The organism is Victivallis vadensis (assembly GCF_003096415.1).
Taxonomy (GTDB): Bacteria; Verrucomicrobiota; Lentisphaeria; order Victivallales; family Victivallaceae; genus Victivallis; species Victivallis vadensis.
In genome coordinates this window covers 161,346-176,319 of sequence record NZ_QEKH01000006.1, presented here as the reverse complement: position 1 = coordinate 176,319, position 14,974 = coordinate 161,346, and the positions used below count along the sequence as shown (strand labels likewise).

Sequence of the window (14,974 nt, the reverse complement as noted above, 5' to 3'; positions counted from 1 at the left end):
TTCAATGCCGAAAAAATCAGAGCCCGAGATTTATGGCATTTGACTGTTCGGATTAGCAGGAAATTGTTGGCACATTCCATCAATTGCTGTATCAACCAGAAATATGGGAATTCGCTTCTACAATTTGAACGGATTTTTTGTTAAAAAACTTGCACACGGCGTTTGTATGGAAGTCTTTGTTTTTGCCCATGACTGTATTGTCCATCTTTTTCCAGCTTTTGTCCATTGGCCGATTGCCTGGCTTCCTGTATATTATAAAATAAAATTGCAGAAATGAAAATTCATTTTCTGCAGGGATTATTCATATTCGTCAATAGCTGCTTGACCCGATCGCGTAAAGACGCCCCGGATTGTCTCGGCATTATCCGCCGGACACTGAAAAAAGTGAAAAGATGGAGCGGCGGCGAATTGTCAAAAAAAAGTAAAAAAAACAGCGGCCTATTATTGAAAATTCCGTTTTTGCGGTGTATCTTTGCAAGACTGGCATAGGAAACTTCAAAAAATCAAATAATCAAGTAAACCTAATGCAACAGGGGGGAAATTCCGAATGAAGAAATTATTCCTGGGGATTCTGTTGTTGCTGGTCGCCGCAGCGTTTTATACGATGCTGACCGCAACCGACCGGGCCTCGGAGGTCCCGGTGATCACCTGGCGAACCGATACCAATCCGCAGCGCGAGGAACAGATCATGCTGTTTCGCGAATGGCTGGTCAGGAACGGCCATATTCAGAAGGACAAGGACGGCAAACCGGTTCTTTATACGCAGGAGGAAGCCGACGCGCTCAACGCTCATTACGGAGTGAAACCCGGCGAACCGCACAGCGTGAAGGCCGGAGATAAAAAACCGAACGGCAATGTGGTAGCCGAAACCGCCAGCAACCAGAGTACGCTGATTCAGGCGGTATCCGGGATGGCCGGCGATATCGTCGACACCGCCGAAGTGCTCGGCTATCAGCAGATGGGCGTGGGAGTCCCGCTGACCGAAGATGCGAATAAAAACGGGTACGGCCTCAACACCACCTATCCCGGCATGGCGGGGCTGCTGGTCGGCATGGACGGCGAGCAGTACGCCTATCCCTGCAACGGCTCCAGCGCGACGGTCTGGATCAACATGGACACCCTGAACCGCTTCGGCGTCAAGGAGATCCCGGAAGACTGGACTCCCGAGGATTTCGAGCGGATCGGCAAGGAGTACGTGATGCGGGCCAATGAGGGGCTGCAGCGTCAGGAGTATTTCTTTACGCAGAGCCTCGACAGCGGCGCCGGCGTCAGCCTGCTGACCAACATCGTCCGCAGCAAGGGTTATGACCTCTATAACGAAACTCTGACGCGCTGCGTCGCGGACAACGATATTTTCAAGAAATATATCAAACTCTTTTACAAGTGGACCTATGAGGACCGTCTTGTGCCGAACGCCGCCGACGTCGCGTCGATGAGCACCGAGAGCGGCTATGGCGGCGCGGATTTCTCGAACTTCATTTCCGGCAAATATGCGATGGTGGTGACGGGGCGTTACTGCCTGATCCGCTTCCGCGAAGTGCAGGACGAGAAGAACAAGGCTCTGGTCAAAGAGGGCAAGGAGCCGAATTTCCGGATCAACTTCGCCACCCGCCTGCCTCCCCAGTACGAGTTCAAGAACTTCATCTTCGGCACCCGCGCGGCGATGTTCTACCGCGGCTCCAAGCAGCCGGAACTGGCCAAGCTTTTCATGCAGTTCCTCGCGAGCAAGGAGTATAACCGGTACATCGTGGAAAGAGGCGACGGACTGCCGCCGAATCCGAGTCTGGTGATGGAAGAACTCAAGGCGATTCCGAAGACCCGTCCGAACGAGGGCAATGTGAACCTGCAGGAGGTGGAGTGGGCGATGACCATCGGCATTCCCGGCAATTTCAGCCCTTTCGTGAAGTCCGGTTCGCCCAACTGGCTGCAAAGTTCGATCAACCAGTATTTCAACAACCGCATGACGCTGGATGAGGCGGTCAAAAATATCGAGACCCGTTACAATATGGAAATCGAGACCTCCAAAAAAGCCAATCCCCGCATGATGGAAGCCTGGAAGAAGGATTGGGCCATCCAGCAGAAGATCGACGAATACAAGAAAGCCGGCAGAAAGATTCCGGCCGAATGGATCAAAAACCCGTTCTACCTGAAGTATTACCGTGAAAAGGGGATGCTGCGGGAAAGCACTCCGGGGGAGAAGAAGTAAAATGGCGTTCAACAAAAAAGATGCGAAGGATTGTGCGGTCGGAATCGGTTTCCTGCTGCCCAACATTCTCGGGTTTATGGCGTTTACGGTGATTCCGCTGGTGATGAGCATCTATATGGCCTTCACCGACTGGAACCTTGAAATGCACAACTACTTCCGGTTCGAACCGATCCGGTTCGTCGGATTCGACAACTTCATCAAATTGTTCACTGATCCCGACTTCGGGCAGTATTTCGGGAACACGTTCTTCCTGATGATCGGCATTCCGTTCGGCGTCGCGGGCAGCCTCGTCGCCGCGCTGCTGCTGAACTGGGACTTCAACGGCAGCGGCAAGCGCCGGATCTGGACCACGATGCTGATCACCGCCGTGATGATCGCTTCCGCCGGAATTCTGGTCTGCCTCGGCATGGGGGCGACCGCGATGACGCTGCTGATGGTCTCGCTGATCGGCGGCGTGCTGGTGATCGGTTCACTCGGCGGCAAGACGGTCTACCGGACGCTCTTCTACTTCCCGTACTTCACCGCCGGCGTGGCGACCTATATTCTGTGGAAGAAGCTGTACAATCCGCTGACCGGCCCGATCAACAATGCGCTGCGTCCGATTCTGGAGGCTCTGAACCCGGTCGCGATCCTGATCGCCCCGGCCTGTACGGCGATCGGCATCATCCTGCTGGTGTTCGTCGGTCTCTTTTTCCTGAGCATGGTCCGCCGCAAGCTTCGGCTGTGGCGCGACGGCGAATGCGGCACGCTGAGCGCCTGGCTCGGCATCGCGCTGCTTTCGCTGCCGCTGATCTTCTCCTGGAGCTGGTGTTCCCCTAGCTGGAAGTCGATGGTGGAGTACAACGCCGCCTGTGCGGTGGAAACCGCCAGGCCGGAGGTGCTGGTCAATGTTTCGACTACCAATCCGAATCCGGTCTGGCTGCTGGTGATGGCGATCGCGTTCCTGGCGACGGGCTGGGGATTCGCGGCCTACCGGCTCTCCCGCGGCCGCAAATACAACTGCATCCCCGACCGGGCGATCGGCGACTCCGCGATCGTGGACGGTTCGACGATGGTCGGACTGATGGCGATGGTCGGCATAGCCTGCGTGTTCTGGGTGCTGCCGCAGATGGTGCTGCAGACCAACGGGCAGCCGACGCCCGACGGGCTGACGCCGCCGCAGTGGCTGGCCGACTACTACTGGGCCAAGCCTTCTTTGCTGCTGATGGGGTTCTGGGGTGCGATCGGCTCGAACAATATGCTGCTGTACCTTGCCGGCCTCTCCGGCGTGCCGCAGGAGCTGTATGAGGCCGCCGACATCGACGGCGCCAGCCCGTGGCAGCGGTTCTGGAACATCACCTGGCCGCAGCTCTCCAACGTGACCTTCTTCATCATGATCATGGCGGTGATCGGCGGGTTGCAGGGCGGTTTCGACATGGCCCGCGTGATGACGCAGGGCGGCCCGGCCGGATCGACCACAACGCTGGCGTACTACATCTACACGCAGGGTTTCGGAACCGGACGCCTCGGCTACGCTTCGGCGGTCTCCTGGCTGCTCTTTCTGCTGGTGTTCGTCGTGACGATGTTCAACTGGAAATTCGGCAACCGCTACACCAACGAGTAAGGAAGGCAACGACAGATCATGAAAGAAAACAGCAAATTCCTGACGAACTTCGCCAAGCTGTTCAGCTTGAATGTGGTTCTTACGCTGATGGCGGTGCTGCTGGTGCTGCCGTTCACCTGGATGATTCTCGCGAGCCTCAAAATGCTCGACGAAATCGGTTACGACACCTGGCTGCCGGAAGTCTGCCAGTGGCACAACTACCGCGACGTGTTCACGATGAAGGGGATCTTCTTCGGGCGCTGGTACTGGAACACCGTGTTCGTGTCGGCGTGGATCACCTTTCTGCAGGTGTTCACCAGCAGCCTCGCGGCGTTCAGCTTCTCCCGGCTGCAGTGGAAGGGGCGCGACAAGGTCTTCTTCCTGTACCTGGCCACGATGATGCTGCCCGGCCTCGTGATGATGATTCCGAACTATCAGAATATGATCCGGCTGCATCTGGTGGACACCTACACCGGCCTGATCCTGCCCGGCGCGTTCTCGGCGTTCGGCACCTTCCTGATGCGGCAGTTCATGATGAACATCCCGAAATCGCTGGACGAGGCCGCGGAAATCGACGGCGCTACCAAGTGGCAGCTCTACTGGGACGTGGTGCTTCCGCTGGCCCGTCCGGCGCTGGTCACGCTGACCATCTTCAGCTTCATCGGCAGCTACAACAGTCTGTTCTGGCCGCTGGTGCTGATGAAGAGCCCGGACAAGTACACATTGCCGATCGGCATGCTGGCCTTCGACTCCTCGCAGGGACAGCAGACCAATCTGCTGATGGCCGCGGTCGCGATGAGCGTGGTCCCGATGATCATCATCTTCGTGGCGATGCAAAAGCAGCTGGTCAAGGGCATCATGCTCGGCGGCGTGAAGGGCTGAGTTCCGTCCGTATGGGAGTCACGGGCGGGGCGAACTGTCCTGCCCGTGAAGAGTTTCGATATCCGGCGCCTGATAGTTCCGGTCGCCGCCGAGTTTCAGGAAGCCGCGGTACACGACGCAGAGGATCGCGACGCCGAAGATCGAACAGATTCCGCCGATGAAGAGCGTGTAGTTGTAGCGGTGGCCGATCAGGTCCAGAATCCTGCCCGTCACCGGCGTCAGGATCATCCAGGTGAAGGATTGCAGAATCCACATCGCCGAATTGAACTGCGCGAAATATTTCCTCGGGAACAGCCGGGGACCGAAGGAGGCGGTCAGGGTGCTGAAGCATCCGGAGATCACCCCGTGCAGGATAAAGACGATCGCAAACGACAGATGCCCCGAAATCAGGAACGTTCCGCAGAAGGCGAGCACGCCGTACACCGCCGTCGAAGCGATTCCCATGCGGATCGGATGGAACCGGTCCGCGAGCATGCCGAGAAAATAGCTCAGTCCGAACGAGATGATATAGGTATACGCGAAGTATCTGCCGAGTTCGTCCATGCCGATGTTCAGGCTTTTGGCGTAAAAGATCGTGTATGCGTTAAAGGGGACGTTGGCCATATTCGCGACCGGCACCGCCAGCAGCGCCCAGCGGTAATAGGGCAGCGCGAAACACTCCTTCAGATAGGTGCGGAAGATCGCCGGAATGCTTCCGGCTCCGCGCGGCGCGGGTTCCGCCGGCGGGTACTCCCCCTCCTTCACCTTGCACAGCAGCATGGTGAAACCGGTGCCGTACAGCGCGGCCAGCCCCAGAAAGATCCACATCGAATACGCTTCGGCGTGTCCCAGAAAAAAGAAGTTGAACAGCACGCCCGCCGCGAGGCTGATCGCCCGGAACAGTCCGAAAAAGCGCCCCAGAAACGCCACCGGCACCACATCGTTGACCAGCGCCGTGAAGATCGAGCTGGCCAGCGTATTGCCGAAGTCGAACATGATCCAGAAGAAGCCGAACACCAGCAAACAGGCCATATTCGGCGAAATCGCATCCGCTCCGATCAGGCCGTGCAGTTCCCGTCCCAGCCACGGCGTAAAGGCCAGTCCGATCATCCCCGCCACGATGAACGGGACCGTGAAGGCCAGAAACGGGATGCGCCTGCCGAAACGGCCGCGGTGCCGGTCGGACCGGAAGCTGACCAGCGGCCCGAGGATCGCATTGGTGAAATTGGGGAACGAGAGGATCAGCAGCCCGTAGGTGAAATCGGACACTCCGAACGATTTCACCATCAGTGTCGCCACGCTGCCGACGGCGCGGTCCTTCATCGACCATGCGAAGTCCCCCCACAGCAGCCAGAAGAACAACGCGGCGATCCCGGCGGAGGTATAGGTCAGCGTTCCGACCGACCACAGTTTCGTTTGAGATCTGGACATGGGATGACTCCGGTTTGACGCAGGCAACCGCTACCGCGCGGCAACGCCGTTCCGCAGTTGGCCGGGATCGAAGGTGACGCTCCGCCCGTTGAAAACCACCCGGCAGCGGCCATCCTCCAGCCGGGTGACCTGCGGCTTCGCCCCGCCGGATTTCAGCGGGAACAGCAGCGTGGCGAACCGGAACTCCTTCCGCCGCCTCGCGGTCATCGACAGCGTCGTCGCCGGGTGGAGGTTCCGATCGTTGCGTCCGGCGTACCAGCCCGCCAGACGCGGCTCCTTTTGCCCCGAAACCCGACTGACCTCCAACCCTTCCGGATACAGCGGCACGATCAGAATATCGTAATTCCTGCCGAAGTCCGAAATCACCGCGCCGGGAAGCTCATCGACCGGCTTCAGCTTCAGCGTGTCGAGCTGGAACAGCAGTTCGTAGTCGTGCGCCCGGCCGTCGCGGGAGTTCACCGTGTCGGCCACACAGAAGAAATCCGGCTTCGCGAACAGCACTTCGCGGCGGTGGACGGCAAACTTCGCCTCCTCCGGCCCGAAGCCGTCCCGATAGTCGGCGGCGGCGTAATCAAACCGTTCGTTGGAGATCCACCCCGCCTCGACCGGCGCTTCCGCCGTTTTCGGCTCCCGGCGGAACTGCGCCAGCCCGTCGACCAGCAGCGTATTGTGTCCGGCCCCCGAACGGGCGTGGAAGTAGTGCGGCGACCGGTCGTACTGGCCGCCGCCGTCGTCGAAGATCAGCTCCTCGGAGCCTTTGTAGAGGTTGATGTTCAGCTTGTCCTGATGTTCATGCGCCCGGCCGAGCGGCCCGACGTCGAAGCAGAGGTACGCCGCCTCCGGCCCCCAGTCCGAGCGCATCACCGCGAAACCGCTCCACGGCAGGTACCGCGAGGCCGTCCCGCCCGCCGGCGGCGTTCCCTCCGCGCGGCCGGTCGCCGCCCAGCGGAAATCCTGCCGGTGCGGGAACAGCTGCGAGGCAGGCAGCAGCACCGACTTCGTGCGCAGCGTATAGCAGTCGTTGGTGCGCGGCTGCGTCAGGCCAGGCGCGGCCATCGCGAGGTACGCTTCGGCGGCTTTCTCCAACAGCGGCAGGAAATCCTGCGGCAGCTCCCCGAGCCGTCCGTACTGCCGGGCGATGTGCCAGACGGTTGTATTGTTGTTGAACACCACGGCATGATAGTCCGGCGACAGCTCATTCTGCCAGCCGTCCGGCAGCAGCTGGCGGCGCAGGGCATCGGTGATGATGTTCATCGCCTCGCGCCTCATCGCCGCGGCCTCCCGGAACTCCGGGAAAAAGGACGCGAAGGCGTAGACGCCGCTCATCTCCATTGCGATCCAGTTGCCCATGAAGCGGTTCGGACGGGTTGCCGAACCGTGGCGCATCAGGTGTTGCGCCTGCTGGTGCATCGATGCGACCATCAGCAGCAGCGTTTCATCCGGCACTTCCGGGGAGTTCCGGAAGACCTCGAACGCCAGCGGCCACGGCTTCCCGAGCCGGATGCCCGCTTCGATGGAACGCCACGCGCTGCCCGGCCGGTCGCCGTTGTCGTCCGCGGCGGGAGCCGGAACCTGCAAGATCCAGTCGCGCACCTGACGGTTGAAGGCGCGGGCGCAGGCTTCGTCCTTCTTCCGGTAATAGTCCGCCGCCATGTCGTTCCAGAACCACATCCGGTTGAGCTGCCAGAGCCATTCGTGGTTCTGCGGCGGACGGGCCGCCGTCGCGTCGAACCGGAAGTCGATCCGGCCATCCGGGAAAGCATACGGAACGTTGACCACCGTGACTTCGCCGCGGACCGCCCGCCGGGCCCGTTCCGCGTCATATCCTTTCTGCGCCAGCCCGGCCAGATAGGGATTCTCCGGCTTCCGGCGGTAATAGCCGGCAACCAGCCGGAGCGCCTCCGCCCGGTCTCCGCGCTTCAGCGCGGCGGCATATTCCGGCCCGAAAGGCTCCGCATTCAGCCAGTTCGGCAGGTTGTCGAGAAGCTGATCGCGGCGCTTCTCCGGGGCGTCCGCAGCCGTCCCGGCAACGGGAAGCAGCGCGGCGGCTGCCAGCATCAGGGAAAGAAAGCATCGTTTCATTGCAGTTCTCCGGCGGTGAAAGTTCAAAGTGTGCTGCCGACGCCTTCGGCGCTGATCGTGTACGTAATCGGGGCGGGCAGGGCTTTCAGCTCCCCCCGGTTCATCGACTGCACGTGGAAGTCGTAGAACAACCCGTTGAGGCGGTCGCCGTGGCGCAGCTGGAAACCACGGTCCGACTCCACCTTGCCGGGATGGACGCGGTTGTAGCCGTACCCGAAGTTGCTGCTGATGACCAGATGGCCGCTGTCTCCGAATCCCAGGAGCTGGCTGGGCGACTTGATCCTTTTGACGAAGATATACTTCCGGCTGGCGTCGATGCGGTGCCAGAAGCTGCCGAACCGCTCCTTCATTTCGGCGTTGTATATGCTCGTGTCATCACCCCAGGAGGCCTGTCCATACCGATAGACATTGATGTTGCTGTACTGTGGGCGCTTCATCGTCGGACAGAGCAACACATCGGTCGGCAGACCGCTCTGAACAGGATAGTCTGTGCGGATGGTATTGCTGCTGTTGTAGGAAGGGGAGATGTGCTGCGCCCAGTTGACCGTGTCCGATCCCCACTTGGAGTTGACCGGCACACAGCCGTCGGATTCATCCGAATAGAACGCCAGCGCGACGCCGACCTGCTTGAGGTTGCTGGTGCATTTGATCGAGTGCGCCTTGGAGCGCGCCTGATTCAGAGCCGGCAGCAGCATGGAAGCCAGAATTGCAATAATCGCAATTACCACTAACAGCTCAATCAGCGTAAAACAGAAAAATTTCCGGGAGGCTGCGGGGAAGAAATTCCCCGTTTTACCAGATCGGGCGGTATTCATCGGAATTCCGATAAACTCAAATGAATTATTCTGTATCTTGAATCCTTTCTGTTACCGGTTGCGGAAGCCATCTCCTGTTTCCATATTTATATTATGACGCACATTGCCGTGCAAGACAAGGGAAAAATTAGCAAAGAACAATGCAATAATACAACAAAACACTTTTTCCAGGAAATGCGTTCCCGGCGGGCTGGATTTTCTTTTTCGCGTTGCTATAGTATAAATTGAACGGGAAAGGCCGGTGCAAAATGGATAATTTCAGCTCTTTGCCGCTGATTCTCTATGCCGGAAACTACAACGGCAGGAACTACGGAAAATACAACGGAAAACTTCACTTCCATGACGGCATGGAGCTGGTTTTCATCAAATGCGGCAGCTGCATCAACCGGACGCCGGAAGGGGAATACCCGTCCCGGGCCGGCGATCTGCTGGTCATTCCGCCGCAGCTCAAACACCAGCAGGTCGATCAGGAGTACGTCGAGACATTCTTTGTGGTTTTCGAGACCACCGGAATCCGGGCGCGGCAGCCGATGCACGTGGTGACCGCCGACGGCGACCCCCTGGTCGGCTGCTGGATGGAGCAGATCCTGATGCTCTACCGGAAGCGCCGCCTGAAAGAGTGCAACTTCCTGCTGGCCGCGCTGCTGCAGCACCTGACCCATGCGGAAAACAATCTCGAAGAAGTGGCGGATTACCCGGAACGTTTCCGGCTCGCGCTCGATTATCTCGCCGCCTATCCGGGCGAAACGGTCGCCATCGGTGAAGTCGCAAGGAAGTTCTCCTACAGCACCACGCATTTCAACGCGCTGTTCCACCGCTATTTCGGCAAGAGCCCCTCCGCGTACCGGGAGCAGCTGCGCATGTCGCTGGCCCGGAAACTGCTGCTCAACACCCACGAGGGCATCGCCGAAATCGGCCAGCTCTGCGGTTTTCCCACCGCCCACTATTTCGGCAAGGTATTCCGCCGGACTCACGGGATCTCGCCGCGCGAATACCGCAGCCACCGGACCTTTTACTGGGCGAAAATCGACGAGGACGCAGCCGCCTACCGGCTGACGCCGTGGGATTCCTGAGCAGGACTTCCCCCGCAAAGCGGCTTGGGAATGCGGAGATGAATCTCCGCACTCCAAGACAGTTATGACGGAGTGCGGAAGCTGGTTAAATCATCGAAGGCCAGTCGCAAAGGGGAAAGCCTGCCGCCTTCGCGGCAGGCGGGTCTTACGGCCTTACGGCCTCCAGACCTTGTGCGCTACGCGGCCTGATTTTCAATCAGGCTCCGGTAGCAGGGCGCTGTAGCGCACAAGTGTCTCCGACGGCAAGGGCACTTCGTCCCTTGACCCCGACCGGGTAGCACCCGATGGCAAGTACAGCCGATAGAACCAATAAACTGATAGATAATAACCCCGGTTTTGAGATTTTTGCGCAGCAAAAAGCTCGAAACCGCACTCGGCGCCGGCACCTTGCCGGTCGGGGGGCCCGGGGGGCGAAGCGCCCCCGGCCGCCGGAGGCGAGTCCCCGGGAAGCCATGCCGCTTTCGCGGCAGGCGGGTCTTACGGCCTTACGGCCTCCAGACCTTGTGCGCTACGCGGCCTGATTTTCAATCAGGCTCCGGTAGCAGGGCGCTGTAACGCACAAGTGTCTCCGACGGCAAGGGCACTTCGCCCCTTGACCCCGACCGGCAACGTGCCGGTGCGGAGTAACGCCGATCGAACAAATAAGCTGATAGATACTAACCGGGGGCGAAGCGCCCCCGGCCGCCGGAGGCAATTACTTCTTGATCCGCCAGTCGAGCGCGCCGACCGGGCAGGCTTCGATGCACTCGCCGCATTCGCTGCAGCTCGCGGGGAAGCCCTTGTCGAACGCGGTGCCGACGTAGGTGTAGAACCCGCGCTTTTTCGGGCTGAGCAAACTCCGGTTCACCACCTCTTTGCAGACCTTCACGCAGGTGCTGCACTTGATGCACTTGCCGCGATCCTGAATGATCAGCGGATGGCGGATGTCGTAGCTGACCGGGAGACGTTCGCCCTTGATCGCTTCCGGGTTGCAGCCGTAGCATTCGCCGTGCTCGCGCAGCTTGCAGTCGTGCTTGTCGGTGCAGCTGCACTCGATGCAGCGCTGGCCTTCCTTCATCACCTTCTCTTTGGACATCGTGGAGGTGACCTCCTTGAAGGTGGTCTTGCGCTCCTCGACCGGGATGAAGTCAAGCTGTTCGCGGTCCGCTTCGGAGACGTCGTCGCGCAGGAAAACCAGATCGGACTTCTTCAGGTTCTGCCACTTGCCGCGGGAGACGTAGACGGTGTGTTCCACCGGCAGCGCCTGGCCGGTCAATGCGTTCACGATTTCAAGCGCCGCCTGACGGCCGCCGGCGACGCCTTCGACCACGGTGGCCGCGCCGGAGACGCAGTCGCCCGCCGCATAGACTCGGTCGGCGATCTTCATCGTGCCGGGCTGCACTTCGATGTTGCGGAACCGGTTCGTCGGGAGTCCGGCCGGAACGATGGTTCCCTGTCCGATCGCGCCGATGATGGTGTCGGCTTCGACCTCGAAGTCGCTGCCGGACACCTCGACCGGCTTGCGACGGCCGGAGGCGTCGGGTTCGCCGAGTTCCATCTTGCGGCAGGTCATCACCAGCTTGCCGCCGCGCTTTTCGACCTTCACCGGAGCCACCAGGAAGTCGAAAATCACGCCCTCTTCGCGGGCTTCATGGATTTCGATCTTCTCCGCGGGCATCTCGGCTTCGGTACGGCGGTAGAAGCAGTGAACCTCGGGGCTGCCGAGACGCACGGAGGTGCGCACGCAGTCCATCGCGGTATTGCCGCCGCCGACCACGATCACCTTGCCCGGATTATCGAGCTTGTTGCCGTTTTCGGCCACTTTGCGCAGGAAGTCGATGCCCGGCGTCGCGAGCTCTTCGCCTTCGCAGCGCATCCCGGAGGCTTTCCAGCAGCCGACCGCGATCACCACCGCGTCGAACTCCTTCAGAAGCTCTTCGACCGTCAGGTTGTCGCCGAGTTTTTTGCCGAACACGAACTTCACGCCCATTTTCTCGTAGTGGGCCAGCTCGCGGTCGAGGATCGCCTTGGGCAGCCGGTACTCCGGAATGCCGTAGCGGGTCATACCGCCCGCCTTGGGCATCATTTCAAAGACCGTCGCGGCCACGCCGTTGCGGCGCAGGTAGTACGCGGTCGAAAGCCCGGCAGGGCCGCCGCCGACGATCGCCACTTTCCGGCCGGTTTCCGCCGGAAGCTCTTCCATGTACTCATCGTAGTACAAATCGGCGGCGAGCCGCTTGAATTCGTTGATCGCGACCGGCTTGCCGTACACGTTGCGGCGGCACTCCTTCTCGCAGAAGCGCGGGCAGACGCGGCCGATGGTCATCGGCAGCGGAATGCGCTCCTTGATGATCTTCAGGCTTTCGAGGAACTCGCCCTTGCGCCCGGCGCGGACGTACTCTTCGACGTTCGCATGGGCGGGGCAGGCCAGCGTGCACGGCGCTTCGCAGTCGCCGGAGTGTTCGCTCAGCAGCAGGTTCAGCGCGGTCTTGCGCATGTCGAGCACTTCGGGAGTCGAAGCCTCGATCTCCTGCCCCGGAGCGGGCATCGCGGCGCAGCTCGGCATGAACCGGCCGGTCTTCTTGTCGCGGACCACGCACACAAAGCAGCTGGTGGTCTTGGAGATGCGCTGTTCACGGCACAGGGTCGGAATCTTGATCCCGTTGGCCCGCGCCACTTCCAGAATGGTCTGACCGGGTTCCGCAGTAACGTTCCGGCCGTCCAGAATAAATTCGATACTCATCAGTTGGAACCTTTCTTGACCCGGCTGATCGCCTTCTTGGGACAGATGTCCACGCAGGTGTTGCAGCGGGTGCACTTCGTATTGTCGACCACGAAATCGTCGGAGATCGCCCCGACCGGGCAGTTCTTGATGCAGAGTCTGCACTTGACGCATTTGGACTGGTCGAGCTTCAGGTCGACCAGCGCGTTGCACTGCAGCGCGTCGCACTGGCGGTCGCGCACATGCGCTTCGTATTCGTGACGGTAATAGCGCAGCGTCGCCAGCACCGGATTCGGCGCGGTCTGGCCGAGTCCGCACAGCGAACCCATCCGGATCTTCGGGCCGAGGTCCTCCAGCAGAGCGAGGTCCTCCATGCTGCCCTTGCCCGCGACGATCCGCTCAAGCGTCTCGTACATGCGGGTGGTGCCGACGCGGCAGAACGTGCATTTGCCGCAGCTTTCGCGGTGGGTGAAGTCGAGGAAGTACCGCGCGGTCTCCACCATGCAGCGGTCCTTGCCGATCACGATCATGCCGCCGGAGCCCATGATCGCACCAAGTTTGCGCAGCGAATCGTAGTCCACGGGAGTGTCGAAAAGTTCGACCGGGATGCAGCCGCCGGAGGGACCGCCGGTCTGTACCGCTTTGACCTTCTCCGGATCGGCGCCGCCGATGTCGAACACGATCTCGCGCAGCGTGGTGCCCATCGGCACTTCCACCAGGCCGGGATGCTTCAGGTCGCCCGCCAGCGCGAAGAGCTTGGTCCCCTTGCTGCCCTCGGTGCCGACCGACGCGAACGCCGCAGCGCCTTCGCGCAGGATCAGCGGCACGTTGCCGAAGGTTTCGACGTTGTTGATCATCGACGGGTGGCCCATCCAGCCCTTGTCGGTCGGGAACGGGGGACGGAAACGCGGCGTGCCGCGCTGCCCTTCCAGCGACGCGATCAACGCGGTTTCCTCGCCGCACACGAAAGCGCCCGCGCCCTCCTTGATGATGATCTCCAGCTCGCGGCCGTTGACCACATTGAGCTTGTGCTCGTAAATCTGCGCGATCGCGATCTTCAGGTGTTTGATCGCCATTGGATATTCGGCGCGGCAGTAGATGAAAAGCTTGGTCGCACCGGTCGCGTAGGCCGCGATCAGCATGCCTTCAAGCACCTGGTGCGGCGCGGATTCCATCAGCGAGCGGTCCATGAACGCGCCGGGGTCGCCCTCGTCGGCGTTGCAGATCAGAATTTTCTCATCGGCCTGCTTGGCCGCGAGGAAGCCCCACTTGTTGCCGGTCGGGAAGCCGCCGCCTCCGCGGCCGCGCAGCCCGGAGAGCTTCACTTCGTCGACCACCTGCTGACTGGTCATCGCGAGCGCCTTTTCCAGCCCCTTGTAACCGTCATGGGCGACGTAATCCTCAAAGCTGGTCGGATCGATGCGTCCGGCCAGCGCCAGCACCTTGACCAGCTCCTTCGCCTTGCGGGCGGGCGGGATTTCAAAACGGCTCTCCGGCCCGACGCTGAGGATGTTCTGCATCGCCTTGTCGTCGGCTTTCACGTCGCGGTAGAACACGGAATCGCCGTTTTCCAGCACGACCTCCACCATCGGCTCGGCATAGCAGTGGCCGAGACAGCCGGTGCCTTCCACGGGAATATCGCCGGCCCGCTGCTTGAGCAGGTCCATCACAGCCTCGGCCCCGGCGGCCACGCCGCAGCTGGCCACGCCGACCCGGATCTTCTTAATCTTGGCGTCGCTCATTTCGCTTCGTACTCCTTCAGGATTTTGATCGTGCTCTTGCGGTCGAGCTTACCGTAAACCCGGCCGTTGACGCTCATCACGGGAGCGAGGCTGCAGCAGCCGAGACAGGCGACCGTCTCAAGGGAGAAATGTCCCCGCTCGTCGGTCTGGCCGTCCTCGATGCCCAGTGCGCGGCTGACCCACTCCTGCACCAGCGGCGAACCTTTGATGTGACAGGCGGTGCCGTCGCAGATCGCGATCTTATACTTGCCGGGCTTGACCCGCTTGAACTGAGCGTAAAAGCTCAGGACGCCCTCGACTTCGACCTCCGGGATTCCGAAATATTCGGAAATCGCCCGGATGCTCTCATCGGAGACGTAACCCTCGACTCCCTGAACCGCCTGCAACCCCTTGATCAGGTTGCTCGGTTCACGGCCGATCTTCTCCAGAAATGCGTACTTCTGACTCATTTGCCTTTTGAGACTCCTGGTTGGTATGGAAA

The 14,974-nt window shown here is 60.4% G+C and carries 10 protein-coding genes and 1 pseudogene; 5 read left to right on the top strand and 6 right to left on the bottom strand.

Annotation, left to right across the window (positions count from 1 at the left end):
• From C8D82_RS22275 to C8D82_RS05355, 4 genes and pseudogenes are all read left to right on the top strand, one after another.
• Positions 1 to 144: pseudogene (locus tag C8D82_RS22275) on the top strand (IS982 family transposase); the annotation flags it as partial.
• A gap of 403 nt (positions 145 to 547) precedes the next feature.
• Positions 548 to 2,206: an ABC transporter substrate-binding protein gene (locus tag C8D82_RS05365; protein WP_116883249.1), complete on the top strand. Its 1,659-nt coding sequence runs from the start codon at positions 548 to 550 to the stop codon at positions 2,204 to 2,206.
• A gap of 1 nt (position 2,207) precedes the next feature.
• Complete coding sequence (locus C8D82_RS05360) at positions 2,208 to 3,809, top strand: carbohydrate ABC transporter permease (protein WP_116883248.1); 1,602 nt, start codon at positions 2,208 to 2,210, stop codon at positions 3,807 to 3,809.
• A gap of 18 nt (positions 3,810 to 3,827) precedes the next feature.
• Positions 3,828 to 4,670, top strand: coding sequence for a carbohydrate ABC transporter permease (locus C8D82_RS05355; protein WP_116883247.1), 843 nt, complete (start codon positions 3,828 to 3,830; stop codon positions 4,668 to 4,670).
• Between the two features lie 18 nt (positions 4,671 to 4,688).
• Here C8D82_RS05355 and C8D82_RS05350 read toward each other — a convergent pair whose 3' ends face one another.
• The 3 genes from C8D82_RS05350 to C8D82_RS05340 are packed head-to-tail and all read right to left on the bottom strand — an operon-like array spanning position 4,689 to position 8,977.
• Positions 4,689 to 6,080, bottom strand: a complete 1,392-nt coding sequence (locus C8D82_RS05350; protein ID WP_116883246.1) for an MFS transporter — start codon at positions 6,078 to 6,080, stop codon at positions 4,689 to 4,691.
• Between the two features lie 30 nt (positions 6,081 to 6,110).
• Positions 6,111 to 8,162: an alginate lyase family protein gene (locus tag C8D82_RS05345; protein WP_116883245.1), complete on the bottom strand. Its 2,052-nt coding sequence runs from the start codon at positions 8,160 to 8,162 to the stop codon at positions 6,111 to 6,113.
• A 23-nt stretch (positions 8,163 to 8,185) separates the two neighbouring features.
• On the bottom strand, positions 8,186 to 8,977 hold the full coding sequence (locus tag C8D82_RS05340) for a type II secretion system protein (protein ID WP_116883244.1): 792 nt from the start codon (positions 8,975 to 8,977) through the stop codon (positions 8,186 to 8,188).
• Between the two features lie 248 nt (positions 8,978 to 9,225).
• Here C8D82_RS05340 and C8D82_RS05335 point away from each other — a divergent pair, with 248 nt between their 5' ends.
• Positions 9,226 to 10,050 (top strand): AraC family transcriptional regulator, encoded by an 825-nt coding sequence (locus C8D82_RS05335; RefSeq protein ID WP_116883243.1) that lies wholly within the window; start codon positions 9,226 to 9,228, stop codon positions 10,048 to 10,050.
• A 694-nt stretch (positions 10,051 to 10,744) separates the two neighbouring features.
• On the opposite strand, the gene C8D82_RS05330 is transcribed toward C8D82_RS05335, so the two are convergent.
• The 3 genes from C8D82_RS05330 to C8D82_RS05320 are packed head-to-tail and all read right to left on the bottom strand — an operon-like array spanning position 10,745 to position 14,942.
• Positions 10,745 to 12,772, bottom strand: coding sequence for an FAD-dependent oxidoreductase (locus C8D82_RS05330; protein ID WP_116883242.1), 2,028 nt, complete (start codon positions 12,770 to 12,772; stop codon positions 10,745 to 10,747).
• The gene (locus C8D82_RS05325) at positions 12,772 to 14,493 is read right to left on the bottom strand and encodes an NADH-ubiquinone oxidoreductase-F iron-sulfur binding region domain-containing protein (protein ID WP_116883241.1); all 1,722 of its coding nucleotides are present in this window, start codon (positions 14,491 to 14,493) and stop codon (positions 12,772 to 12,774) included. The genes C8D82_RS05330 and C8D82_RS05325 overlap by 1 nt, the downstream gene beginning before the upstream one ends.
• Positions 14,490 to 14,942 carry an NADH-quinone oxidoreductase subunit NuoE family protein gene (locus tag C8D82_RS05320; RefSeq protein ID WP_116883240.1) on the bottom strand — a complete coding sequence of 151 codons (453 nt, stop codon included), beginning with the start codon at positions 14,940 to 14,942 and terminating at the stop codon, positions 14,490 to 14,492. Before C8D82_RS05320 ends, C8D82_RS05325 begins: the two co-directional genes overlap by 4 nt.
• Between the last annotated feature and the right edge of the window lie 32 nt (positions 14,943 to 14,974).